Annotated in this window: 25 protein-coding genes and 1 pseudogene; 20 read left to right on the plus strand and 6 right to left on the minus strand. The window is 70.8% G+C overall.

The window, feature by feature from the left end:
• The 3 genes and pseudogenes from DJ73_RS01060 to DJ73_RS01070 form a co-directional block, all read left to right on the plus strand.
• Positions 1-256, plus strand: a pseudogene (locus DJ73_RS01060) (DNA ligase); the annotation flags it as partial.
• Between the two features lie 83 nt (positions 257-339).
• A complete protein-coding gene (locus tag DJ73_RS01065) occupies positions 340-1,191 on the plus strand; it encodes a hypothetical protein (protein ID WP_094557082.1) in 852 nt (283 codons plus the stop codon).
• A gap of 35 nt (positions 1,192-1,226) precedes the next feature.
• Positions 1,227-1,961, plus strand: a complete 735-nt coding sequence (locus DJ73_RS01070; RefSeq protein WP_094522236.1) for an MBL fold metallo-hydrolase — start codon at positions 1,227-1,229, stop codon at positions 1,959-1,961.
• A gap of 20 nt (positions 1,962-1,981) precedes the next feature.
• Here DJ73_RS01070 and DJ73_RS01075 read toward each other — a convergent pair whose 3' ends face one another.
• Positions 1,982-3,181, minus strand: coding sequence for a PGF-CTERM-anchored ABC transporter substrate-binding protein (locus DJ73_RS01075; protein WP_094557083.1), 1,200 nt, complete (start codon positions 3,179-3,181; stop codon positions 1,982-1,984).
• Between the two features lie 62 nt (positions 3,182-3,243).
• Between DJ73_RS01075 and btuC the strand changes: the two genes are divergently transcribed.
• The 14 genes from btuC to DJ73_RS01145 all read left to right on the plus strand — a co-directional run bounded on the left by btuC (position 3,244) and on the right by DJ73_RS01145 (position 18,371).
• Positions 3,244-4,386 carry a vitamin B12 ABC transporter permease BtuC gene (gene btuC / locus DJ73_RS01080; protein ID WP_094522238.1) on the plus strand — a complete coding sequence of 381 codons (1,143 nt, stop codon included), beginning with the start codon at positions 3,244-3,246 and terminating at the stop codon, positions 4,384-4,386.
• A complete protein-coding gene (locus DJ73_RS01085) occupies positions 4,383-5,708 on the plus strand; it encodes an ATP-binding cassette domain-containing protein (protein ID WP_094522239.1) in 1,326 nt (441 codons plus the stop codon). The genes btuC and DJ73_RS01085 overlap by 4 nt, the downstream gene beginning before the upstream one ends.
• A 292-nt stretch (positions 5,709-6,000) precedes the next feature.
• The gene (locus tag DJ73_RS01090; RefSeq protein WP_094525953.1) at positions 6,001-6,996 is read left to right on the plus strand and encodes a substrate-binding domain-containing protein; all 996 of its coding nucleotides are present in this window, start codon (positions 6,001-6,003) and stop codon (positions 6,994-6,996) included.
• Position 6,997: 1 nt separating this feature from the next.
• Entirely contained in the window at positions 6,998-7,804 is an 807-nt protein-coding gene (locus DJ73_RS01095; protein ID WP_094522241.1) for an ABC transporter permease, read from the plus strand.
• Positions 7,788-8,678, plus strand: a complete 891-nt coding sequence (locus tag DJ73_RS01100) for an ABC transporter ATP-binding protein (RefSeq protein WP_254921556.1) — start codon at positions 7,788-7,790, stop codon at positions 8,676-8,678. The genes DJ73_RS01095 and DJ73_RS01100 overlap by 17 nt, the downstream gene beginning before the upstream one ends.
• 309 nt (positions 8,679-8,987) lie before the next feature.
• Positions 8,988-10,148: a LeuA family protein gene (locus tag DJ73_RS01105; RefSeq protein ID WP_170938309.1), complete on the plus strand. Its 1,161-nt coding sequence runs from the start codon at positions 8,988-8,990 to the stop codon at positions 10,146-10,148.
• 388 nt (positions 10,149-10,536) lie between these two features.
• Entirely contained in the window at positions 10,537-12,354 is a 1,818-nt protein-coding gene (gene ilvB, locus DJ73_RS01110; protein ID WP_094522244.1) for a biosynthetic-type acetolactate synthase large subunit, read from the plus strand.
• Complete coding sequence (ilvN, locus tag DJ73_RS01115; protein ID WP_094522245.1) at positions 12,351-13,067, plus strand: acetolactate synthase small subunit; 717 nt, start codon at positions 12,351-12,353, stop codon at positions 13,065-13,067. The genes ilvB and ilvN overlap by 4 nt, the downstream gene beginning before the upstream one ends.
• 27 nt (positions 13,068-13,094) lie before the next feature.
• Positions 13,095-14,150: a ketol-acid reductoisomerase gene (ilvC, locus tag DJ73_RS01120; RefSeq protein WP_094522246.1), complete on the plus strand. Its 1,056-nt coding sequence runs from the start codon at positions 13,095-13,097 to the stop codon at positions 14,148-14,150.
• 61 nt (positions 14,151-14,211) lie between these two features.
• A complete protein-coding gene (gene leuC, locus DJ73_RS01125; protein WP_094557085.1) occupies positions 14,212-15,633 on the plus strand; it encodes a 3-isopropylmalate dehydratase large subunit in 1,422 nt (473 codons plus the stop codon).
• The gene (gene leuD, locus DJ73_RS01130) at positions 15,630-16,286 is read left to right on the plus strand and encodes a 3-isopropylmalate dehydratase small subunit (protein ID WP_094525956.1); all 657 of its coding nucleotides are present in this window, start codon (positions 15,630-15,632) and stop codon (positions 16,284-16,286) included. The genes leuC and leuD overlap by 4 nt, the downstream gene beginning before the upstream one ends.
• Positions 16,283-17,281, plus strand: a complete 999-nt coding sequence (locus DJ73_RS01135; RefSeq protein ID WP_094557086.1) for an isocitrate/isopropylmalate family dehydrogenase — start codon at positions 16,283-16,285, stop codon at positions 17,279-17,281. Before leuD ends, DJ73_RS01135 begins: the two co-directional genes overlap by 4 nt.
• 94 nt (positions 17,282-17,375) lie before the next feature.
• Positions 17,376-17,744, plus strand: coding sequence for a DUF555 domain-containing protein (locus DJ73_RS01140; RefSeq protein ID WP_094522250.1), 369 nt, complete (start codon positions 17,376-17,378; stop codon positions 17,742-17,744).
• Positions 17,745-17,831: 87 nt separating this feature from the next.
• Positions 17,832-18,371, plus strand: coding sequence for a CBS domain-containing protein (locus tag DJ73_RS01145; RefSeq protein ID WP_094557087.1), 540 nt, complete (start codon positions 17,832-17,834; stop codon positions 18,369-18,371).
• Between the two features lie 30 nt (positions 18,372-18,401).
• Here DJ73_RS01145 and DJ73_RS01150 read toward each other — a convergent pair whose 3' ends face one another.
• Together DJ73_RS01150 and DJ73_RS20025 are read right to left on the minus strand one after the other, a co-directional pair.
• Positions 18,402-18,602, minus strand: a complete 201-nt coding sequence (locus DJ73_RS01150) for a hypothetical protein (protein ID WP_094557088.1) — start codon at positions 18,600-18,602, stop codon at positions 18,402-18,404.
• Positions 18,599-18,748, minus strand: coding sequence for a hypothetical protein (locus tag DJ73_RS20025; protein ID WP_170938307.1), 150 nt, complete (start codon positions 18,746-18,748; stop codon positions 18,599-18,601). The genes DJ73_RS01150 and DJ73_RS20025 overlap by 4 nt, the downstream gene beginning before the upstream one ends.
• Positions 18,749-18,943: 195 nt before the next feature.
• Between DJ73_RS20025 and DJ73_RS20725 the strand changes: the two genes are divergently transcribed.
• The 3 genes from DJ73_RS20725 (at position 18,944) to DJ73_RS01165 (ending at position 21,478) form a co-directional block, all read left to right on the plus strand.
• Positions 18,944-19,264: a hypothetical protein gene (locus DJ73_RS20725; protein WP_094523338.1), complete on the plus strand. Its 321-nt coding sequence runs from the start codon at positions 18,944-18,946 to the stop codon at positions 19,262-19,264.
• A gap of 77 nt (positions 19,265-19,341) precedes the next feature.
• The gene (locus tag DJ73_RS01160) at positions 19,342-21,105 is read left to right on the plus strand and encodes a nitrite/sulfite reductase (protein ID WP_094557089.1); all 1,764 of its coding nucleotides are present in this window, start codon (positions 19,342-19,344) and stop codon (positions 21,103-21,105) included.
• A 70-nt stretch (positions 21,106-21,175) separates the two neighbouring features.
• A complete protein-coding gene (locus tag DJ73_RS01165; protein ID WP_094557090.1) occupies positions 21,176-21,478 on the plus strand; it encodes a DUF6360 family protein in 303 nt (100 codons plus the stop codon).
• Positions 21,479-21,483: 5 nt separating this feature from the next.
• Here DJ73_RS01165 and purM read toward each other — a convergent pair whose 3' ends face one another.
• From purM to DJ73_RS01180, 3 genes are all read right to left on the minus strand, one after another.
• Positions 21,484-22,518, minus strand: coding sequence for a phosphoribosylformylglycinamidine cyclo-ligase (purM, locus tag DJ73_RS01170; protein ID WP_094557091.1), 1,035 nt, complete (start codon positions 22,516-22,518; stop codon positions 21,484-21,486).
• A 75-nt stretch (positions 22,519-22,593) separates the two neighbouring features.
• The gene (locus DJ73_RS01175) at positions 22,594-23,262 is read right to left on the minus strand and encodes a metalloprotease (protein ID WP_094557097.1); all 669 of its coding nucleotides are present in this window, start codon (positions 23,260-23,262) and stop codon (positions 22,594-22,596) included.
• A gap of 25 nt (positions 23,263-23,287) precedes the next feature.
• On the minus strand, positions 23,288-25,090 hold the full coding sequence (locus tag DJ73_RS01180) for a TraB/GumN family protein (protein WP_094523346.1): 1,803 nt from the start codon (positions 25,088-25,090) through the stop codon (positions 23,288-23,290).
• Positions 25,091-25,104: the final 14 nt, after the last annotated feature.

Genomic DNA, 25,104 nt, shown 5'->3' on the forward strand with positions numbered 1-25,104 from the left:
CGGGCTCACCGACGAGGCGCTCGCCGACCTCACCGAGCGGCTGGAGCCCCACGTCGTGAGCGAGGACGGGACCGAGCTCTCGATCCGGCCCGCGGTCGTCCTGGAGGTCGGCTACGAGGAGATCCAGACGTCGCCGACGTACTCGTCCGGCTACGCGCTGCGGTTCCCCCGGTTCGTCGGCGTCCGCGAGGACAAGTCGGTGGCGGACGCCGACACGCTGGAGCGGGTCGCGCGGCTCGCGGGCGACGAGGCGTGAGGCGTCGGGGCCGGCGTCCACCGGGTGGACCGACCGCGACGCCCACGCGAAACCCCTTCACGCTCGGGCCCGTACCCCCTCGTATGCCAGGCCCGCTCGGGGACGCGACGCGACGGCGGCTGACGGAGGCGGCCGCGACCCGGCTCGCCGACGACGGGTACGAGGTCGCGCAGCCGGAGACGCGGGCCGAGCCCCCGGCGGTGGCGACCCGAGGCGACGCGACGGCCCTCGCGGTCGAGCCGCTCACGCCGGACGACGCGACCGCGACGGTGATCGCCTCGCGGCTCGCGCACGCGCTCTCTCGCGACCGCCGCGCCTACTTCGTCGTGGACGACGACTCGACCGCCGAGCGAGTGCGGTCGCTGCTCGCCGACCCCCCGCTGCTCGTCGCCGAGCGCGACGGGCGCCGGGAGTTCCACGCCGGGCCGGACCGGATCCCCGTCGCCGGCGGGGGGTACGCCTGCGTCCGGTTCGAGGGGCTCGGGGAGCCGACGTTCGCGTGGCGCGAGACCGACACCCCCGTCGGGCCGGTGCCCGCGGGGCCGGGGATCGATCCCGCCGCCGTCGACGACGCGGGTCGCCCGGTCGTCCCGCGGCTGGTCTGCGAGGTCGACGGGCGGGTCGTCGCGGTGCTCGCGGGCGTCGAGAGCCTCCGGGAGCCGCCGGCGCAGGCGTTCCCGTACGCGTACAGCCGCCATCCCGACGACAAGCGGTTCCGGGTGCGGCGCGGCGCCGACGGCGCGGTCGTCGAGAGCGCCAGCGGCTTCGCGCCGATGCGGGCCGCGGGCTACGTCCCGATCCCCATGCCGATCGTCCCCGAACACGTGCTCGGTCCGGCGTTCGCGCCCGACCGGGACTCGGATACCGAAGCCGCCGCGACCGACCTCGACGACGCGTGGGACCTGATCCGCGTCGACGCGGTCGAGCGGTCATAGCCACCCTGAAGGCGCCCGGGACCGGAACGGGAGCCATGACAGTTCGCTACGACGACTTCGCGGTGGAGTGGCTCGGCTACGCGACGGCGCGGCTCGCGCCGGACGAGGGCCCCGTCGCCTACACCGACCCGGGACGGTACGGCGTCCTCGACGACTACTGGGCGCGCGACGGCGACCTCGTCGTCGTCACCCACGACCACCACTACGACACCGACGGGATCCGGTCGGTCGCGAGCGAGGACGCGACGCTCGTGATCTACGACGCGGTCGACCCCGCGGGAATCGACCGCGACGTGGAGTCGGTCGACTCGCTCGCCGAGGACTACGACGTGGTGCGCGTCGACGACGAGGCGCGCGTCGACGTCGACACGCCCGCCGGCGAGGCGACCGTGTGGTCCGTCGCCGCCCGCAACGACCCCGACGGACCGAACGCGGGCCCCGACGGGTCGGTGACGCACCCGCCCGGATTCGGCTGCGGCTTCCTCCTCGGCCTCGGCGACCGCACCGTCTTCTGGCCGGGGGACTCGGACGCGCTCGACGCGTTCGCCGAGCTCGACGTCTCGATATTCCTCGCGAACATCGGCGGCGGCGGCATCGTCTCGGACCGACACGCGAGCGCGGACCTGGCCGAGCGGATGGACCCGGACCTGGTGGTCCCGATCCACTACGACACCTTCGAGCAGTTGGAGGCGGACGGCGAGGCGTTCGCGGGCGACGTCGCCGCCCGGTCGATCCCCGTCGCGCTGGACGCCCGATCGGCGAACCAGTAGCGTCGCCGCCCGGGGGCCGTCTACGGCCGCCGCGCGATCAGCGCCGCCGCGATCGCGGCGACCAGCGCGGCGACGACGCCGAAGCCGGGCGCCTCGTCGCCGGTGCTCGCGTCGCCGCCGTCACCGCCGTCCTCGGTCGATCCGCCGTCGCCGTCGGTTCCGCTCTCGCCGTCGTCCGTGGCGTCGTCGTCGGTCCCGTCCTCACCGTCGCTCCCGTCCTCGCCGTCGGTGGCGCCGCCGTCCTCGGTCTGGAGCTCCGCGACGGCGGTCGAGAGCGTGGTCGTCGACTCGATCACGCTGCGCGGCGCCGGCTGATTGAGGTAGTTCACGTTCATCACGACGTAGTTGCCCTCGGTACCGGCGGTGGTGCTGGCGTACGGCTCCTCCTCCAAGATGGCCGCGTCGGGGGTGGTCACCAAGATCAGATCGGGGTCGGTCTGGAGGATCACCTCGTTCGAGAGCTGCGGGTAGCCGTCGCCCTCCGCGGCCGCGATGTTGTTCACGCCGCCGGCCTCCATGATCGAGTTGATGAAGGTGTTGTTCGCGGCGACGAAGCCGCTGCCGAGCGGGTAGAGCGCGTCGGGCCGGTCGAGGTCGGCCGTCCGATTCTCGGCGTCCGCGACGGCCGCGTTCATCTCCGCGTTCGTCTCGGCGGCGGCCTCGCAGTTCCCGACGAGGCGGCCGACGGTCTCGGTCTTCTCCGCGATGTCCTCGATGGAGGTCGCCTCGGAGAAGTGGTAGACGGTGAGGCCCTGCTCGCGGAGCGCCTCGACCTGGCCCGCCGACGCGTTCGGCGCGAGCACGAGGTCCGGCTCGGTCGCCACGACGCGCTCGACGCTGACGCCGAGCCCCTCCGCGGAGACGTTCTCCCGCTCGCTCGCCCCGTCGAGGTACGCGGCGTACTGGGTCACGCCGACGACGCGGTCCCGCTCGCCGAGCTCCCAGAGCGTCTGGGCGGCCGACGGGTTGGTGGTCGTGATCCGCTCGGGCGCCTCGTCGAGCGTGATCGTCGTCCCCGTCGCGTCCGTGATCTCCAGCGGGTACCCGCACGCGTCGCCCGTCTGGTGGACGATCGGTCCGTGAGCGACACCGTCGAGCGCCGGTTCGTCGGTCGGCGACGCGGTCGTCGTCGGCTGTGCGCCCGCGGCCGCGCCCGCGACGCCGCCCACGAGGGCGGTCGTCACGAGCAGGGCCATCGCGATGACGTACCTGGTTCGCATCGGATTGACGACGCGGCTCGTCCAATAAGTATTTACCTACTACAAGTTGTGTTGGAGAACGAATGAGTACATGGACGCGAGCGTCGGTCTGGTCGGCGGGGTTAGCGGTCGTGCTCGTCGCCGTGGCCGTGGTGAGCGCCGCGATCGGCCCCGTCCGGATCCCGCCCGCGGAGGTCGTGAAGGCCGTGCTGAACGCGGTTACCGTGCCGGCCGGGATCGAGGCGAGCTCGGACGGGACCGGGGCGCTGATGCTGCCCGGCCTCGGGCTCACGTACGCCTCGCCGTTCGCGTTCCCGGTCGACGACGTCCACGCGCAGATCGTCGTCGGCGTCCGGCTCCCCCGCATCCTGATGGCCGCGCTGGTCGGCTTCGCGCTCGCGGCGGCCGGGACGGTCATGCAGGGGTTCTTCCGGAACCCGATGGCCGACCCGTCGATCATCGGCGTCTCCTCGGGCGCGGCCGTCGGCGCCGTCGCCTTCATCGTCTTCCCCGCGGCGCTGTCGGCGACCGTCACGCTCCCGCTGATCGGCGCGGTGGGCCTGGGGCTCTCGCACGGCGCCGGCGTCAGCCTCTTCGCCTTCGCAGGCGCGCTCGCGGCCGCTTTCGGCGTGTACGCAATCGCGACTCGACACGGGCGGACCCCCGTGGCGACGCTCCTGCTCGCGGGCGTCGCGGTCCAGACGTTCCTCGGAGCGGTCATCTCGTACCTCCAGCTGCAGGCCGGCGAGTCGCTCCGCCGGGTCGTCGCGTGGCTGATGGGTCACCTCTCCGGCGCCTCGTGGAGCGAGGTCGCCGTGACGGCGGTCGTGGTGCCGCCGCTGTTCGTCCTCCTCCTCGTGTACGCCCGCGACCTCAACGTCCTCCTGCTGGGCGAGGAGGAGGCCCGGGGGCTCGGGATCGCGGTCGAACGCACCAAGCGGATCCTGCTGGGCGCCTCCGCGCTGATCACGGCCGCGGGCGTCGCTTTCGCGGGGATCATCGGCTTCGTCGGGCTGATCGTCCCCCACATCCTCCGACTGGTCGTCGGCCCCGACCACCGGGTCCTGCTGCCGACCGCGGCGCTCGCGGGGGGATCGTTCCTCGTCGCCGCCGACACGGTCGCCCGCGCGGGGAGCACGGAGCTGCCGGTCGGTATCGTCACCGCCGCGGTCGGCGCGCCGTTCTTCGTCTACCTGCTCTCGAACCGGGAGGTGCACGAGCTGTGAGGGCGGAATCGGCCGCGGACGGAGACGAGAGCGGGGGCGACGCGGTCGGCGGCTCTCCGGCCACCGACGCCAATGCCGCCGGTCCCGACGCCAATGGCGCCAGCTCCGACGCCGATCCGCTCGTCGAGGTCGGCGACCTGACGGCGTCGTTCGGCGACGTGCCGGTCGTCTCCGGGGTCGATCTGCGGCTCGACCGCGGCGAGCTCGTCGGCCTCGTCGGCCCGAACGGCGCGGGAAAGACGACGGTGATCCGGGCGATCAAGGGGACGCTCGCGCCGGATTCGGGGACGGTGCGACTCGACGGCGCCCGCGCCGACGACCTCTCAGCGCGCGAGGCCGGCCGCCGCGTCGCCAGCGTCCCGCAGGAGACGAGCCTCGCGTTCGACTTCCGGGTCCGCCACGTGGTGGAGATGGGCCGGACCCCCCACCTCGGTCGGTTCGACGGCCACGGCGCCGACGACGACCGGGCGGTGCGGGAGGCGATGGACGCGGCGGGCGTCGCGCGCTTCGCCGACCGCTCGATCAGGGAGGTCTCGGGCGGGGAGCGCCAGCGCGTCCTGCTCGCGCGGGCGCTGGCGCAGGGGACCCCGGCGCTGCTGCTCGACGAGCCGACGGCGAGCCTCGACGCGAACCACGCCGTGCGCACCCTCGAACTCGTCCGCAACCTCGTCGACGACGGGCGCGGCGCGCTCGCGGCGATCCACGACCTCGACGCCGCGGCCCGGTACTGCGATCGGATCGTCGTCCTCGCGAACGGCGGCGTCCACGCGGCCGGGCCGCCGGACGAGGTGCTGACCGCGGGCGCGCTCCGGACCGCGTTCGACGCGGAGGCGTTCGTCGGTCGGAACCCCGCGACCGGGACGCCCGCGGTCACCGCCTTCGATACGGTCGACGCGGCCGGCGGGGGCGACGCGGCCCGCGACGGCGACGACCAGCGACGGCTCCACGTCGTCGGGACTGGACGGGAGGCTTCGCGGGTCGTCGCCCGCCTCGCGGCCGCCGGACACGACCTCTCGGTCGGGGTAGTCCCCGAGGGCGACGCCGCCGCCGAGACCGCCCGTGACGCCGGCGCCGCGCTCGTCGCCGCGCCCCCGTTCGAGCCCGTCGGTCCGGAGGCCCGCGAGGCCGCGACGGCGTTGGCGCGCGAGGCCGACGCGACCGTCGTCGTCGACGGCGCCGGCGGCGACACCGATCGGATCGAGGGCGACCGACCCGACCCGAACGGGACTGTCCTCGCGGCCGCCGACCGGGTCGTCGAGGGCGACGCCGCGGCCGACGACGGCGCTCTCCTCGACGCGGTTCGCGGTCTCGACGACGCGTAGCCGGCGACCTCGACGAGCGCCTCGCGGAGCGCGACCGTCGCCTCGACGACGCGGGTCGCGTGACGCGTGACGGCAATCGGTTCCGGTATCACACACGTCGGGCATCGGACGGCTCGCGGCTCGCGGACAGACTCAGCCGCGCGGACCGCCGTCAGAGACTCCGAGACGGCGGATCAGTCCCTGTGTTCGTCTCTCATGCCACAGAATAAATTACTATTAGACATCATAGGTGCAAATAATTATTCTCTATAAGCATACGCCCTTATCAGTGGCACCGGTACGAGGTGGTACGATGGAACGAAGACAGTTCCTGCGCGGCACCGGCGCGGCGGTCGGCGGCTCGCTGCTCGCCGGCTGCGCCGGGAGCGACGGACGAACCGTGACGGTCGACTACGCCTACTACAACCCAGTCAGCCTCGTATTGCGCGAGAAGGGCTGGCTGTCGGCGGCGTTCGCGGAGACGGACGTCGAGATCGAGTGGGTGCTGAGCCTCGGCAGCAACCAGGCGAACGAGTACTCGCAGGGCGGAGAGGCGGAGGTCGCCTCGACCGCCGGGATCGCGGCGCTGATGGCGCGGTCGAACGGCGTCCCGATCACGACGCCGTACGTCTACTCCGAGCCGGAGTGGACCGCGCTCGTCACGTTCGCGGAGACGGGGATCGAGTCGGTCGCCGACCTCGAGGGGAAGCGCGTCGCCGCCACCCGCGGTACCGACCCGTACTTCTTCCTGCTGCAGGCGCTCGACGACGCCGGCCTGAGCGAGGACGACGTCGAGGTCGTCCACCTCCAACACCCCGAGGGGCAGTCGGCGCTTGTGGGAGGCGACGTGGACGCGTGGGCCGGGCTCGACCCGCACATGGCCGAGCTGGAGCTGGAACACGACGGCGCGGAGCTGTTCTTCCGCGAGCCCGCGTACAACACCTACGGCTTCCTCAACTTCCTCGACGGGTTCCTCGCGGATCACCCGGGTGACGCCCGGCGGGTCGTCGAGGCGTACGAGCGCGGCCGCGAGTGGGCGATCGAGAACCCCGCGGAGACCGCGGGCATCCTCGCGAGCGAGTCGGAGATGTCCCAAGCGGTGGCCGAGCGCGTGTTCACGCGCCGCACCGACCTCTCCGAGCCGCTTCCGGGAGAGGCCCACCGCGAGCTGCTCTCCGACCTCGCGCCGATCTTGGAGCGGGAGGGGCTCGTCGCCGACGACGCCGACCCCGCGGGGAGCATCGACGACCTGCTCGACGCGGAGTTCGCGGCCGAGAGCGTCGGCGACGCCGGGAGCGGGGGAGAGTGAGATGGCGACGACGCGCGAGACGGGACGGACGGGAGCCGAGGCCGCCGCCGGACTTCTCCCGGACGCCGACCGGTTCCGGTGGCTGCTCGGGCTCGTCGTGCCCGCGGCGATCGTCGTCGCCTGGCACCTGCTGGTCGCGACCGGCGTCTTCGCCGCCCACCAGCTACCGACGCCGCTGCGAGTGGTCGAGACCCTCTACGGGCTGAGCGCCTCGGGCGAGCTCTGGGGCCACGTCGCGATCACGGTCCAGCGCGTGTTCCTCGGGGTCCTCCTGGGCGCGAGCGTCGGGGTCGTCCTCGGGACGCTCACCGGGCTCTCCGGACTCGCCGCCGACCTGCTCGACCCCCTGCTCCAGAGCCTCAAAAACATCCCCTCGCTGGCGTGGGTGCCGCTGTTCCTGCTCTGGTTCGGGATCGGCGAGGGCGCGAAGGTGCTCCTGATCGCCGTCGGCGCCTTCTTCCCCGTCTACCTCAACCTCTCGACGGGGATCGGCGAGGTGAGCGAGGACCTGCTGGAGGTCGCCGAGGTGTACGACCTCGGCCGGATCGAGTCGCTCCGGCGGGTCGTGTTCCCGGCCGCGGTGCCGAGCCTGCTCGTCGGGATCCGGGGCGGCGTCGGTCTGGCGTGGATGTTCGTCGTGGCCGCGGAGCTGATCGCGGCCAGCGAGGGGATCGGATTCCTGCTGAGCGACGGCCGCGTGCTCGCGCGCCCGGACATCATCGTCGGCTCGATCCTGCTGTTCGCCTTCCTCGGGAACCTCTCGGACCTGGCGGTCAAGGAGGTGAAGAACCGTGTCGTCGTTCGGTAGGGGCGTGCTCGCTGACAGCGACGTCGAGACGGACGACGACGAGCATCGTCTCGACGGCGACGCGACGACCGAGACGGAACGAGACTCCGAACCGACGACGGACCCGGCGACCGATCCGCCGACCGACCCACCGACCGATCCGACCCTCGCCGTCAGCGGGCTCACCAAGCGCTACGGCGAGACTGTCGCACTCGACGGCGTCGACCTCGCGGTCGGCGACGGGGAGTTCCTCGCGGTGGTCGGCCCGTCCGGCTGCGGGAAGTCGACGCTGTTGCGCGTGCTCTCCGGATTGGAGGACCGGTTCGAGGGCGACGCCGCGGTCGGCGGGGTCGACGTGCGCGAGGGCGGCAGCGACGCCGTCGGGATGGTGTTCCAGGAGCCGCGGCTCCTCGCGTGGGCCGACGTGCGTGAGAACGTCGCCCTCGGGCTCCCGGCCGACGTCGACCGCGACGACCCCGCCGCGCGCGACCGAGTCGACGAGCTGATCGAGACGGTCGGACTCGGCGGCTTCGCGGAGAGCTCGCCCGGCGAGCTCTCGGGCGGGATGGCCCAGCGCGTCTCGCTGGCGCGGGGGCTGGCCTACGAGCCGGAGGTGCTACTGCTCGACGAGCCGTTCTCGGCGCTCGATCGGCTAACGAAACGCGAACAGCAGGACCACCTGCTCGACGTGTGGGCGGCGCGGGGGACCACGGTCGCAATGGTCACGCACGACGTCGAGGAGGCCGCGTACCTCGCCGACCGCGTCGCCGTCCTCGGCGCCCAACCCGGGACGGTCGAGACGGTGGTCGACGTCGACACCGCTCGCCCCCGCGACCGAACGGACGAGGCGCTGCTGGCGGCGCGTCGCGAGATCACCGACGCGCTCGGTCTCTGAGCCGGCGGCGCCGCGGCGGCGTGCCCGGGCGCGGCCGAAACGAAACGAACGTCGATCGGGCTTATCAACGCGGTTCCGAAACCACATACCCGGCCGTTCGCGGTTAGCGTATAAGGAGTATAAAGAATGGGTACGACGCTCACGTCAGGCGGTTTTTCGACGACGCCGACACGAGAGCCACTGTCAGCGAGGCGTCGTTTTTGCTATTGGCACAAGCGTTAAGTTCTCGACCGTCCTGTCGACAGTCGATGACAGACATCACGGAGGCTTCGTCGGACACCCCGGCGGATCGAGTTCTTCCAGGGCACGATAGCTTCTAACATCGAAATCGGTCCTGTACGGATCTTCGACACGACGTTACGAGACGGAGAACAGTCACCACGGACGTCGTTCAGCTACGACGAGAAACGCCGCATAGCGGCGACGCTGGACGACATGAACACCCACGTCATCGAGGCGGGGTTCCCGGTGAACTCGGACGCGGAGTTCGAGGCCGTCAGCGACATCGCCGCCGCGACGGACACCACCGTCTGCGGGCTGGCGCGGGTCGTCGACGGCGACATCGACGCCGCGATCGACTCCGGCGTCGAGATGGTCCACGTGTTCGTCTCCACCAGCGACGTCCAGCTGGAGGACTCGATGCACGCGACCCGCGCGGAGGCGAAGGAACGCGCCGTCGCCGCCGTCGAGAAGGTGAAAGACGCCGGCGTCGAGTGCATGTTCTCGCCGATGGACGCCACCCGGACGGACCCGACGTACCTGACGGAGATCGTCGAGGCGGTCAGCGACGCCGGCACGGACTGGATCAACATCCCGGACACGTGCGGCGTGGCGATGCCGACGAGCTTCGGGAAGACCGTGGAGGCCGTCGTCGACGCGACCGACGCCCGCGTCGACGTGCACACGCACGACGACTTCGGGATGGCCGCGGCGAACGCGATCATGGGCTTCGAGAACGGCGCCGAGCAGGCGCAGGTGTCGGTCAACGGGATCGGCGAACGCGCCGGCAACGCCGCATACGAGGAGGTCGTGATGGCCGTCGAGTCGGTGTACGGCGTCGACACCGGCATCGACACGACCCAGATCACCAAGCTGGCGCGGATCGTCGAGGAGGCGTCCGACATCCCCGTGCCCGCGAACAAGCCCGTCACCGGACGGAACGCGTTCGCGCACGAGTCGGGCATCCACGCCGCCGGCGTCATCGAGAACAGCGACACGTTCGAGACCGGCGTGATGACCCCGGAGATGGTCGGGGCCGAGCGCGAGTTCGTGCTCGGGAAACACACCGGCACCCACAGCGTGCGCAAGCACCTGGAGGAGGCCGGCTTCGTCCCGAGCGACGGCGAGGTCCGGCGCATCACCAAACGCGTCAAGGAGTACGGCGCCGGCAAGCGGCAGGTGACCGCCGGCGACGTCGAGCGGTTCGCCGAGGAGGCGGGCATCGACCGCGAGGAGGAGGTCCGGGTCTGATGGCCGCCCCCCTGACCGGGGAGCCCGCCGAGCGACCGCCGCGCGAGTCGACGGGGGCTCCGGGGAGTCCGCGTGCCCCGAACCGGTTCGGAACGGCGGACCGGTTCGACGCCGCGATCCGACCGACCGTGTCGGCGCCCCGACAGGGATTTATACCCGGACTCCGTTGGTCAGGGCGAGATGCGACGGCACACCGCACTTCCGACGACAGCCGACGTCGCCGGAGCCGTCGCGCCGATCATCGTAGGGGTATAATCCCCTACATCACCCCTTCCTCACCGACTCGACGAACTATCGACCGCCGGCCGACGGACCGCGATCCGATCGCGGCGGCGGTCGGACCGACCCTCGACGCGCGAGAGATGCCACACCGAACACCACCACGACAATGAGCGACACAGCAGCACACCCACGAGAGGACGATCCGGAGGGCTCCGAGGAGCCGGCGACGGGAGCCGACGACGGGGCGCCCGGCGCCGATCCCGACGAGACGCCCGCCGCGGGGACGGTCGCGACCGGCGCGGAGTCGGTCGTCGCCGCCCTCGAGGCGGCCGGCGCGGAGACGGCCTTCGGCGTCCAGGGCGGCGCGATCATGCCCGTCTACGACGCGTTGTACAGCTCCTCGATCGACCACGTCACGATGGCCCACGAGCAGGGCGCCGTCCACGCCGCCGACGCGTACGGCGTCGTGTCCGGGGAACCGGGGGTCTGCCTGGCGACCTCGGGCCCGGGCGCGACGAACCTCGTCACCGGGATCGCCGACGCCGACATGGACTCCGACTCGATGCTCGCGTTGACCGGACAGGTGCCGACCGAGTTCGTCGGCAACGACGCGTTCCAGGAGACCGACACGATCGGGGTCACCCGTCCGATCACGAAGCACAACTACTTCGCGAGCGGCGCCGACACCGTCGGCGACACAGTCGGCGAGGCGTTCGAGCTGTCCCGGGCCGGTCGCCCGGGGCCGACGCTCGTCGACCTCCCGAAGGACGTCACGCAGGGCGAGACCGACGAGACGCCGGGGCCGGCGACGCCCCCGGCCGGCACCGACCCCGACCCGAACGCCGACACCGACGCGGTCGAGTCGGCGGCTCGGGCCATCGAGGAGGCCGAGCGGCCCCTCTGTCTGTTCGGCGGCGGCGTGATCAAGGCCGAGGCGAGCGACGCCGCGCGGACGTTCGCGCGGACGTACGGGATCCCGGTGACGACGACGATGCCCGGGATCGGCTCGTTCCCCGAGGACGACGATCTCTGCCTCTCGTGGGCCGGGATGCACGGCACCGGCTACGCGAACATGGCGATCACCCACACCGACTGCCTGATCGCGGTCGGCACCCGGTTCGACGACCGGCTCACCGGCGGTATCGACACCTTCGCGCCCGAGGCCGAGGTCGTCCACGTCGACATCGACCCGGCCGAGATCTCGAAGAACGTCCACGCGGACCACCCGCTGATCGGCGACGCGGAGCGCGTCCTCGACCAGCTCACCGCGGCGGTCCGCGAGGCGCCCGACGCCGGGGCGTGGCGCGAGCGGTGCGCCGAGTGGAAGGAGACGTACCCGCTCACGTACGCGACGCCCGAGGACGAGCCGCTGAAACCGCAGTTCGTCGTCGAGGCGTTCGACGAGGCGACCGACGACGACGCCATCGTGACGACCGGCGTCGGCCAACACCAGATGTGGGCCTCCCAGTTCTGGACGTACACGGAGCCCCGGACGTGGGTCTCCTCGCACGGTCTGGGGACGATGGGCTACGGCGTGCCCGCCGCGGTCGGCGCGCGGGTCGCCGCCGACGCCATGGGCGAGTCCGACCGCGACGTGGTCTGTTTCGACGGCGACGGCTCCTTCCTGATGACGATGCAGGAGCTCTCCGTGGCCGTCCGCGAGGACCTCGACGTCACCATCGCCGTGCTCAACAACGAGTACATCGGCATGGTGCGGCAGTGGCAGGACGCCTTCTACGAGGGGCGTCACATGGCCTCCGACTACACGTGGATGCCCGAGTTCGACAAGCTCGCGGAGGCGTTCGGCGCCCTCGGCCTCCGCGTCGACGACTACGACGAGGTCGCGCCGGCGGTCGAGGAGGCCCTCGACTACGACGGCCCCGCCGTGATCGACTTCCACGTCGACCCCGAGGAGAACGTCCTGCCGATGGTGCCGAGCGGCGGCGCAAACGGGAAGTTCGCCACCGCGGAGGACCAGCTATGAGCGGCGATTCGCCCGACTCCCGACCCGCGACCGACGGCGGCTCCGCGTCCGGCGGCGTCCCGGAGCCCGACTCCCGGCCGGCGCCGGGCGAGCAGCCGGGCCCCGAGGAGCGGGACCACCCGGAGGGGCGCCGAAATCTCGAAGGGATCCGGATCGACCCCGTCGTCGAGGCCGAACACGAGTCGCGGCGCGCCGTCATCTCGGCGCTCGTGGAGGACGAGCCGGGCGTGCTCGCGCGCGTCTCCGGGCTCGTCTCCCGCCGCCAGTTCAACATCGAGAGCCTCACGGTCGGGCCGACGACCGTCGACGGACACTCGCGGATCACGATGGTCGTCGAGGAGACGGACCCCGGCATCGACCAGATCGAAAAGCAGATGGCGAAGCTGAAACCCGTGATATCCGTCGGCGAGGTGTCCGGCAACGCGGTGACGGCGGAGCTCGTCCTGCTGAAGATCGAGGCGGACGACCCGGCCGCGGTCCACGCCGTCACCGAGATGTACGACGGTCGGACGCTCGACGCCGGGCCGCGGACGATCACCGTCCAGCTCACCGGGGACGAGGCGCGGATCGACGACGCGCTCGACGCGTTCCGCCAGTTCGGCATCATCGAGATCGCTCGAACGGGCCAGACCGCGCTCGCGCGCGGCGACGTCCCGACGGCGCCCGGAGAGAAACCCGGAACGGCCGGCGAACCGACGACGCACGACAGCTGACGCAGACACACACTCACACATTACACAATGAGCGACAACGACATGCAGACGGTCGAATCCAACGTATACTACGACGAAGACGCGGACGGCGAAGCGATCGCCCAGACGGTCGTGGCCGTGCTCGGCTACGGCTCGCAGGGGCACGCGCACGCCCAGAACCTCCACGAGAGCGGGATCGACGTGGTCGTCGGCCTCCGCGAGGACAGCTCCTCGCGCGCGGCCGCCGAGAGCGACGGGCTCGAGGTCGCGACGCCGGCCGCCGCCGCCGAGGCGGCCGACATCGTGAGCGTCCTCCTGCCCGACACGGTCCAGGCGGACGTCTACGAGGAGTCGATCGAGCCGAACCTGGAGCCCGGCGACACGCTCCAGTTCGCGCACGGGTTCAACATCCACTATAACCAGATCCAGCCGCCCGAGGACGTCGACGTGACGATGATCGCGCCGAAGTCGCCGGGCCACATCGTCCGCCGGAACTACGAGAACGACCAGGGGACGCCGGGGCTGCTGGCGGTGTATCAGGACGCCACGGGCGAGGCCCACGACGAGGCGCTCGCGTACGCGGCCGCGATCGGCTGCACCCGCGCCGGCGTCGTCGAGACGAGCTTCCGCGAGGAGACCGAGACCGACCTGTTCGGCGAGCAGGCCGTCCTCTGCGGCGGCATCGCCTCGCTGATCAAGCAGGGGTACGAGACGCTCGTCGAGGCGGGCTACTCCCCCGAGATGGCGTACTTCGAGTGCATGAACGAGATGAAGCTCATCGTCGACCTGATGTACGAGGGCGGGCTCGGCGCCATGTGGGACTCCGTTTCACACACCGCGGAGTACGGCGGACTCACCCGGGGCGACGAGATCATCGACGACCAGGTCCGCGCGAACATGGAGGAGGTCCTCGAAGGCGTTCAGAACGGCACCTTCGCCCGCGAGTGGATCTCGGAGAACCAGGCGGGCCGGCCGTCGTACACCCAGCTCCGCAACGCCGAGAAGAACCACGAGATCGAGGCCGTCGGCGAGGAGCTTCGCGGCCTGTTCGCGTGGCAGGAGGAGGGCGAGGAGGAAGAGGAGTCGGCCGAGGTGACGGCCTGATGGGCGTCCGCGGCGACGGGACCGAAGCGACGGCGACCGCGCCCCGCGCGGGTGATCCCCGATGAGCGAGGGGACCCTGTACGACAAGGTGTGGGACCACCACAAGGTGACGGAGCTGCCAACGGGACAGGACCAGCTGTTCGTCGGGCTCCACCTCGTCCACGAGGTCACCAGCCCGCAGGCGTTCGGCATGCTGAAGGAGCGCGGGCGGGAGGTCGCCTTCCCGGAGCGCACCCACGCCACGGTCGACCACATCGTGCCGACCGGCAACCGCGACCGGCCCTACAGCGACGAGGCCGCCGAAAGCATGATGGCGGAGCTGGAGGAGAACGTCCGCGGCTCGGGCATCGACTTCTCCGACCCGGACTCCGGCGATCAGGGGATCGTCCACGTCATCGGGCCGGAGCAGGGGCTCACGCAGCCCGGCATGACCATCGTCTGCGGCGACTCGCACACGTCGACGCACGGCGCGTTCGGCGCGCTGGCGTTCGGCATCGGCACGTCGCAGATCCGCGACGTGCTGGCGACGGGCTGCGTCGCGATGGAGAAACAGAAGGTCCGCAGGATCGAGGTCACGGGCGAGCTCGGTGAGGGCGTCACCGCGAAGGACATCATCCTCACGATCATCGGGAAGCTCGGGACCGACGGCGGGGTCGGCTACGTCTACGAGTACGCCGGCGAGGCCATCGAGAAGCTCGGGATGGAGGGACGGATGTCCATCTGTAACATGTCCATCGAGGGCGGCGCTCGCGCGGGCTACGTCAACCCCGACGAGACCACCTACGAGTGGCTCCGGGAGACGGACGCCTTCGCCGACGACCCCGAGAAGTTCGAGCGGCTGAAGCCCTACTGGGAGTCGATCCGGACCGACGACGGCGCGGAGTACGACGACATCGTCACCATCGACGGCTCGGCGATCGAGCCGACCGTGACGTGGGGGACCACGCCGGGACAGACCGCGGGCATCACCGAGCCCATCCCGGACCCGGACGACCTCCCCGAGGAGGACAGCGACACCGCGCGTCGCGCGCAGAAGCACATGCGCGTCGAGCCGGGCGACACGATGGAGGGGTACGACATCGACGTGGCGTTCCTCGGCTCCTGTACCAACGCGCGCCTGAAGGACCTCCGCGAGGCCGCGGCGTTCGTCGAGGGCCGCGAGGTCGACGACGACGTGCGCGCGATGGTCGTCCCCGGCAGCCAGCGCGTCCGGGACGCCGCCGAGGCCGAAGGGCTCGACGAGATCTTCGTCGAGGCCGGGTTCGACTGGCGCGAGCCGGGCTGTTCGATGTGTCTCGGCATGAACGACGACCAGTTGGAGGGCGACGAGGCGAGCGCGTCCTCCTCGAACCGGAACTTCGTCGGCCGGCAGGGCTCGAAGGACGGGCGGACCGTGCTGATGAGCCCGATCATGGTCGCGGCCGCGGCGGTGACCGGCGAGGTCACCGACGTCCGCGAGATGGAGGAGGTGGCGACCGTATGAGCTCGCCCGATTTCAGCGCCGGCGAGGCGCCGGCGGAGAAGGTGACCGAAGTCTCCGGTACCGGGATCCCGGTCCGGGGCAACGACATCGACACCGACCAGATCATCCCGGCGCGGTTCATGAAGGTCGTCACCTTCGACGGGCTGGGCCAGTTCTCCTTCTTCGACCAGCGGTTCGACGACGACGACAACGAGAAGGACCACCCGTTCAACGAGGAGCAGTACCGGGGCGCGAACGTCCTCGTCGTCAACGCCAACTTCGGCTGCGGCTCCTCGCGCGAACACGCCCCCCAGGCGCTGATGCGCTGGGGGATCGACGCCGTCGTCGGCGAGTCGTTCGCGGAGATCTTCGCGGGGAACTGCCTCGCGCTCGGCATCCCGACGGTCACGGCCGACCAGGAGTCGATCGAGGCGCTTCAGGACTACGTCGAGGCGAACCCCGACGCGGAGGTCGACATCGACGTGGCCGCGGAGACGATCACCTACGACGACACCGCGATCGACGCGACGGTCCACGACGCCCAGCGGAAGGCCCTCGTCGAGGGCGTCTGGGACACCACGGCGCTGATGGGCGCGAACGCCGGCGCGGTCCGCGAGACCGCCCGGTCGCTGCCCTACGTCCCGGAGGCGGACATCCCGGGGGACGAGGCGTGAGCCACGAGGTCGCCGTCATCGAGGGCGACGGGATCGGCCGGGAGGTCGTCCCCGCGGCCTTGGAGGTGTTGGAGTCGTTCGACCTCGGCTTCGAGTTCGTCCGGGGCGAGGCCGGCGACGCGACGAAGGAGGCGACCGGCGAGGCGCTCCCGGCGGAGACGTACGAGCTCGCCGCGGACGCCGACGCGACGCTGTTCGGCGCGGCCGGCGAGACCGCCGCCGACGTCATCCTCCCGCTGCGGGACGCCGTGGACTCGTTCGTCAACGTCCGACCCGCCAAGGCGTACCCCGGCGTCGACGCGCTGCGCCCGGAGACGGACATCGTCTTCCTACGCGAGAACACCGAAGGCGTCTACGCCGGCCACGAGGACCGGCTCTCGGACGACCTCTCGACGCTGACTCGGGTGGTCACCTCGTCGGCGTCGCGGGAGCTCGCGGCGTACGCCTGCGAGTTCGTCGCCGACGGGCGCGGCCCCGCCGGCGGCCCCGAGGACGGGTTCACGGTCGCGCACAAGGCGAACGTGATGCGCGAGACGGACGGGCGGTTCCGCGAGGAAGTGCTCGCGGTCGCCGCGGAGCGCGGCGTCGACGCCGACGAGGAGCTGATGGACGCGTTCGCGACGAAGCTCCCGCTCGACCCGACGCAGTACGGCGTGATCGTCTGCCCGAACCTCGCGGGCGACGTGCTCTCGGACCTGGCCGCCGGGCTCGTCGGCGGGCTCGGCCTCCTTCCCTCCGCGAACGTCGGCCACGACAACGCGCTGTTCGAACCGGTCCACGGCACCGCGCCCGACATCGCCGGCGAGGGGGTCGCGAACCCGACGGCGGCGATACTGTCGGCCGCCATGCTGCTGGAGTACCTCGGCTACGGCGAAGAGGGCGAACGGGTGCGCGACGCGGTGGAGGGCGTGCTCTCCGACGGGCCGCGCACCGGCGACCTCGGCGGCGACGCGACGACCAACGAGATCACGGCGGCGATCGTCGAGCGGTTGTAGCTCTCGGGGCCGTAACCCTCCGGGAGACACCTTCTCGCACGGCGACCGCGGGCGAACCACAAGAAAGGAAACCCTGCGGCCCGTCCACCCGGATATGAGCAACTACGAAGTCGCGATGGAAGCCGCCTGGTTGGTCCGTGACGTCGAGGAGACCGACGACGCCATCGGCGTCGCGGTCAGCGAAGCCGGCAAGCGACTCAACGAGACGGACAAGCAGTACGTCGAGGTCGAACCCGGCGTCACCGGCTGTCCGGCCTGCGGTGAGCCGTTCGACGCCGCGTTCCTCGCGGCTAACACGGCCCTCGTCGGACTCCTCTTGGAGATCGACATCTTCAACGCCGACAGCGAGGAGCACGCCGAGCGGATCGCGAAGAGCGAGGTCGGCGGCGCGCTGCGGGACGTTCCCCTCGAGGTCATCGAGATCGTCGAGACGGACGGAGACGACGACGGCGACGCCGAGTAAGGCGCTCCGATCGCGGAGAGCCCCGACCGTCGCCGCGATATCGGTCGCCGTCGAAACCTTTTCTAATAACCCGGAGTTATTCACCGTATGGAACTCCCCACGCCGCAGGACCTCCGCGAACGGCGGACGACGCTGGAGCTGACACAGAGCGAGTTGGCGGACGCGGCGGACGTCTCACAGCCCCTGATCGCCCGGATCGAGGGCGGCGACGTCGACCCGCGGCTCTCGACGCTCCGGCGGATCGTCAACGCGCTCCAAGAGGCGGAGGGCGAGGTCGTTCGCGGGAGCGACCTGATGAACGAGACGGTGATCAGCGTCGCGCCCGACGACGCGGTGCGCGAGGCGGTGGACCTGATGGAGGAGGAGGCGTACTCGCAGCTCCCGGTGCTCCAGAACGGCGTGCCGGTCGGCTCGATCAGTCAGGGCGACGTGGTCCACGCGGGCGAGAACGTCGGGGACCACCCGGTCAGCGAGGTGATGAGCGAGTCGTTCCCCACGGTCGCACCCGGCGCGACCGTCGACGAGGTCCGGAACCTGCTGGACCACTACAAGGCGGTGATGGTCACCGACGGCGGCGAGACGGTCGGGATCATCACCGAGGCGGACATCGCCGCGCACCTGTCGTAACCGGACCGCGGCCGACGATCGGCCGTCCCGCTACGCGTCCCGCTCCGCCTCCCGCCGCTCCGAGAGGTGTTCCCAGATCTCCGTACACCCGACCCCGTCATCGATGTCGTCGAGATGTTCCGTGCCATCGCCCTCCTGAGTCTGTTCCGGCTCAGTCTCCGGGTCGGCGTTATCACTGGACTCGGTCTCCGGCTCGTCGTCGCCTGCGCTCGACGCGGATCGATCTGTCATCGCTCTCGCGGAACGTCCTCGAAGAGCTCGGGAGCGACGTCCGCGGAGGTGTGCTGTCGGTTGACTCTTTCGTCATCGGTATCGACGGATCGATCGACGGCACGATCGGGGGTCGGATCCATCATCGCGTCGAGGTACGACTCCATCGATCATAAGCCTCGTCACACGAGTAAATCGAACCACTACTCCATGGTACCGGAAAGGAATTCCGGTATCCGTGACTGACGTACCCCCTCCAACCCGACCGTAGTCGGGCGGTTCCCCGTCATCTCGGCGTTATCAACCGCGTCCGCGTTTGCGAGCATCGGCACCGTTTGATTCGTCGAGACCGAACCCGGTGTGTGACCACCCGCTTACGCGTCCTCGATGACGGGGCGTGGCTATCCATCGACGACACCCGAGAAGTGCGTGTTAGCGAACTCTGGCGCCTCGACGCGCCCGGTTTCTGTGACTGCGATCTCGCCGATCTGGTCGTCGAGAACTTCCAGACGGTCGGCGTCGACGGGGCGACGATCGAGACTCGCGTCCATGGCCAGTGTATCGCGTGTGGCGTGACGGGAACGACGGCCTGGCTGCCGGTTGGACGGATACGGGACGGTGAGTTCGTCGAATTCGACCGATCGTCGGTTCGACGTTCGCGGACGGCAAACCACCGGCAATAACCGCCTCTGAAATAAACCACCGGGGAAGGTTGACTCCACGCGGTCACCTATGTGGGCGTCGGGTGTAGCCGACAACGATGCCAACAGACGTCGAGAACTGGAAGTCGGAGGTCTACGGGAACGAGGTTCGTGACCGCCTATTCGAGTTCGCCGAGCAGGGGTACGACTCGATCCCGGACGACGAGCGGGACGCCTGGTTCGAGCGGTTCAAGTGGTGGGGGCTGTACCACCAGCGGAACGGACAGGAGGGGTACTTCATGATGCGGATCGGGACCCCGAACGGCGTGCTCGAGCCGGGGCAGCTCCGAACGGTCGGCGAGATCGCCGACGAGTACGCCCGTGGCCCGGGGACGAATCCGATCTTCGGCGACGCGTACGCCGACTTCACCACCCGTCAGTCGATCCAACTGCACTGGATCGAGCTCTCGGACGTGCCGGCGGTCTTCGAGAAACTGGCGGCGAACGGACTCTCGACGCAGCAGGCGTGTGGGGACTCGTGGCGGAACATCGTCGGCAATCCGGTCGCCGGGAAGGACGGCCAGGAGGTCGTCGACGCGTGGCCGGTCATCCGCGAACTCAACGAGACGTTCAAAGGGAACGACGATCACACCAACCTACCGCGGAAGTGGAAGGTGTCCGTGACGGGCTCCGCCGACGGCTCCGGACAGGGCGATATCAATGACCTCGCGTTCGAGCCCGCTTATAAGCAGGTCGAGACGGACGGGGCCGAAAGCGAGGACGCCGTCGGCTTCAACGTCCGCGTCGGCGGGGGGCTCGCCCGCAACGAACCGCGCCTCGCCCGCGACATCGACATCTGGGTCCCGCCGGAGCAGGTCTCGGCCGTCGCCGGCGGCCTCTCCGCGCTCTTCCGTGATTACGGCGACCGTGAGGACCGATACAACGCCCGCGTGAAGTTCCTCGTCGACGAGTGGGGAGCGGAGACGGTCCGCGAGACTCTTCAGGAGGAGTACGTCAATTTCGAACTGGAGACCGCCGGCCGGGACGTCCGCGAGGAGTACACCTACAACGCGGGCGAGGGCGAGCGGAACGACCTGATCGGCGTTTACGATCAGAAGGACGGGCGGAACTTCGTGGGTCTGAACGTGCTCGTGGGCCGAATGGGTGCGGCCGACGTCCTCGACCTCGCCGACCTCGCCGAGGAGTACGGCTCCGGCGAGGTCCGACTCTCCCAGCGACAGAACGTCATCCTCACCGACGTGCCCGACGCGGAACTCGACGACCTCCTCGACGAGCCGTTGCTCGACCACTACTCGCCGGATCCGTCGCCGTTCATGCGGGGCTCCGTCGCGTGTACCGGGACCGAGTTCTGCTCGCTGTCGATCGTCGAGACCAAGAACCGGCAGGTCCGCTTCGCCCGGTGGCTAAAGGGGAACGTCGACCTCCCGGACGGCGTCGACGAGTTCCACATCCACCTGTCCGGCTGTACGGCGTCGTGCGCGCAGCCGCAGATCGCCGACGTGAGCCTGCGCGGCATGAAGACTAGGAAGGACGGCGACCCGGTGGAAGCGCTCGACGTCGGCCTCGGCGGCGGCCTCGGCGAGAACCCCCAGTTCGCCCGCTGGGTAACCCAACGCGTCCCGGTCGACGAGGTCCCGGGCGCGATCGCGAACCTGATCGAGAGCTTCGCCGCCCGGCGCGAGGACGGCGAGTCGTTCCGCGCCTTCGTCGCCCGCCACGACGACGACGAACTCGACGCCCTCGTGGACCCGGAGGAGACCGACTACGACGACCCGATGATGCACAACACGAAGCGTACGTGGTACCCGTACGCCGAGAACGACGGGATCGACGAGGGGCCGCCGGTGCCGGCGGACGACTGACGATGCAGGCCTCGACGACACCCACGACGGCGACGTCCCCGACGCCTTCGACGACGCCGAGGGCGAGCGAATGAGCAACCGCCTGCTCCGCGTGAACGCCTACACCACGCTCGACCTCGTCGACGGGCGGGTTCGCGGTCACGACTTCGAGGAGGACGCGCCTGGCGTCGTGAACGTCACCGCGCCGCGAGAGGAACCGGACCACGTGACGCTGCAGATCGAACTCGACGACACCGCGTTCGATTCCCTTCCGGCACACGCCGACGAGGTCGAACTCTCCCCGGCACAGGCGAGAGCGCTCGCCGAGGCGCTGGAGTCGACTGCGGACCGAGTCGCGGCCGCTCTCGACGAGACGGCCGACGACGCGGACTGACGCGCTTACAGTTCGAGTCCTCGGATCGCGACTGCTCCGGACGGCTCCCCGGTCTCGCCGCCGTCGGCATCTGCTACCCGGCCGATCACGCGCCCGTTTGTCTCGGCCGCCAGCGACTCGGCGTCGTCGGGGTCGAGGGCGGCGACGAAGCCGGTGCCCATGTTGAACGTCCGGTGCATCTCCTCGTCGGAGACGCTCCCCTCGGACTGCACGAACTCGAAGACGGGCTGGGGGTCGAAGGCGTCCTCGACGACGTACCGGTGGTCGCCGAGCCGCGTCAGGTTCGTCCAGCCGCCGCCGGTGACGTGGGCCGCGCCGCGCACGTCGCGTTCGCGCATCGGGTCGAGCAGGTCGGTGTAGGTCCGAGTCGGCTCCAAGAGCGCCTCGCCGACCGTCTCGTAGCCGTCGAACGGGCAGGGGTCGTCGTAGTCGTGGTTCCGCGTGGCGGCCTCGCGGGCGAGCGTGAGCCCGTTGGAGTGGATCCCAGAGGAGCGCCAGCCGACCAGCGCGTCGCCCGGCCGCGCCTCGCCGTCGAAGACGGCGTCCTTCGCGGCGAGTCCGGCGCAGGTGCCCGCCAGGTCGAGTCCCCGGATCACGTCCGGCATCACCGCCGTCTCGCCGCCGACGAGCTCCATGTCCGCCAGCTCGGCGCCGCGGGCGAGGCCGTCGCCGACCTGCTCGGCGAACCGCTCGTCCGGCTCGTCGACCGCGAGGTAGTCGACGAAGGCGACGGGGCGGACGCCGGCGGCGACCAGGTCGTTGACGTTCATCGCGATGCAGTCGATGCCGACCGTCGAGTAGTCGCCGAGCGCCTCGGCGACGAGGAGCTTCGTCCCGACGCCGTCGGTCGCGAGCGCGAGGTACCGATCGCCGATGTCGAGGAGGCCGGCGTAGTCGCCCTCGGCCTCGCCGACCGCGCCGATCAGCGCCGCGGTCGCCGCCTCGCTCGCGTCGATGTCGACGCCCGCTTCGGCGTACGTGAGTTCGTCGTCGCCCTCGTCCGCTTCTCCCCCCGTCTCGTCGCCGTCGCCCTCGGTCATGTGTGTCGAGGGACGCCCGCGGAGCAAAAGCGCACCGTTCCGGCCGGCGCGACCGCCCCCGTCGCGTCGCTCCCCTCAGAACGGCCCGCCGAAGCCGAGCCCGCCGACGAAGACCAGGCCGACCGTGAGCAGGACGGAGACGACGAAGAAGCCGACCCACACGCCCTTGCTCCAGTCGAACACGGTCTTCCCGTCGAGCGGGCCGTACGGGATCAGGTTGAACGCCGCGAGGAAGACGTTGATCGCGATCCCGCGGGAGCCGATCAGGGTGACCACGGGGCTGCCGACGACGGGACCGAGCAGGAACGCCGGGAGGAAGACGAGGGTGAGAAGCAGATTGACGACCGGGCCGGCGAGCGCGATGTGGCCGTGCTCTCGCGGCGTCAGCCGACCGCGGTGGTGGACCGCGCCGGGCGCGGCGAAGATGAATCCGAGGAGCGAGCTCATCACGGCCAGAAACAGCATGCTGTTGTCGGCCCGGAACTCGGCCACCTGGTCGTAGTGGACCGCGACGACCTTGTGCGCGATCTCGTGGAGGAGGAACGCGACGCCCGCGGTGAGGAGGCCGACGAGCAGCGGCGGGAGCACCCCCGCGGCGAGGAGCCGGCCGAAGCCGGCGGTGCCGTTGACGAAGAAGAACGTGAACGCGACGCCGAGCGCGAGCCACGCGACGAACAGGTCGCGCAGCTCCGTGCCGCTGAAATAGAGGCCGGCGATCCGGCGACCGCGGAAGGCGGAGCTCACGCGCCACCCCCGACGGCGGACCGAGTCACGCCCCACCACCGCCCAGGATGGCGTTCCGTATCAGCTCCGCGCCGGTGCCGGCGCCGTCGATCATGAGGCGGCCGACCTCGTCGACGCCGCCGACCTCGGCGCCGAACATCGCCGGGATCACGTAGACGGCGAACAGGAAGCTCGCGACGATGCTGCCGACGTTCGTCATCGCGACGACGACGATGAGCTTGAACAGCGGGACGTCGAGCATCGCCGAGACCAGCTCGGAGGGCGACCGCGTCTCGTCCGAGAGCAGCTCGTTGAGCGTCCCGATGTCGCCGACGTTCACGGTGAGGTGCCGGAGCTCGACGTAGCCGGTGAACCAGCCGGGCGCGAGCACCGGGTTGATCGAGGTCATCCACGCGACCGCGCCCCCGACGCCCGCGGCGGTCCACCGCGCGCCGGCGACCTTCGCGAAGGCGAAGGCGAACGCGCCGTTGATGAGGAACCACGCGCCGAACAGCCGGAACAGGAAGGCGTTCTCGACGCCCGCCAGCGCGAGCAGGACGAAGAAGCCGACGAAGCCGACGGTGATCGCGTAGCCGACCGCCTTCTTCCACGGTAGCCTGCTCCCGCCGCGTTCCCGGCCGACGAGCTCCTCCATCGGCGGGAGCGTCTCGGGGCTCGCGAGGTATCGCTCGATCCCCGTCTGATGCCCCGCGCCGACGACGGCGACGACGTCCTTGCCGGCGTCGCGGAGGGCGACCAGCCGGTGGGCGATGAACGCGTCCCGCTCGTCGATGAGCGCCTCGGCGCCGCCCGGCGAGAACTGGCGGAACTCCTCCATCATCATCGTCACCACGTCGGTGTCGGTGAGCTCCTCGACGCCGAGCTCCTCGATGCCGCCGTGCTCCGGCTCGCCGCCGCGGTCGGTCAGGCCGAGCAGCGCCGCCACGACGACGCCGAGCGTCAGCCCGAGCGAGACCCCGAGTCCGAGACTGCCGATCGCCGTCACGGCGAAGCCGCCGAGGTACGTCGAGACGAGCCCGTTCGCGACGCCGGAGGCCGCCGCGGCCACCCCGGCGCCGACGCCGAGCCCGCTCGCCGCGTAGAGGCGGCCGTCCGGGGAGAGCGCCAGCTTCCCGACCTGATCGACGGCGATCCCGGCGGCGACGGCGACGAGGACGCCCGCGGTCACGCGCGTCAGCAGCGCGGTGGTCACTCCGAAACTGCCGCCGAACAGGCCGATCGCCGGCCCCGCGAGGACCCCGACGAACAGCCCCGCGAGCACGCCGACGATCCGCGAGTCGGTGACGCCGAACGCGAGCCCGCCGACCATCCGGAGCTTTTCCGTGACCGTCATTCGCGCCCAGAAGCGCTGGATCGTCGTCTGGATGTCACGGTCGACGAGAGCGACGTCGATCCCGAGCCCCTCGGCGACGTCGATGGCCGCGCGCATGTCAGCGCCCGGTTCGATGTCGAAGCGCTCGCCGAGCTGGGTCTGGACGTACGAGAGCATCCAGTAGGCGAGGAACTGGAAGACGGTGTTGCCGCGCAGGAGGTCGCTCGCATCGAGGTCGTCAGGCGTCTCGCCCTGCAGCTGACGGTACCGCCCCTCGTCGAGCTCGACCGCGACGACGTCGGGGCGCTCGCGATCGATCGTCTCCTCGACCTCGTCGACCGAGCGCTCGGAGACGTGCGCGGTGCCGACGACGGTCACGGAGCCGGCCGCGCCCCCGTCGCCGTCGCCGTCGCTCCCGCCGGACCCGGGTGCCTCGTCGGGCCCGGACGCCGCCGCGGGGTCGCTCGCCGTCGGGGGCACGGACGCGCCGTCGGAGCCCCCTGGCGTCTCTGTCATTGCCGTGACGTACC

This window comes from Halorubrum sp. Ea1 (assembly GCF_002252965.1).
Classification (GTDB): domain Archaea; phylum Halobacteriota; class Halobacteria; order Halobacteriales; family Haloferacaceae; genus Halorubrum.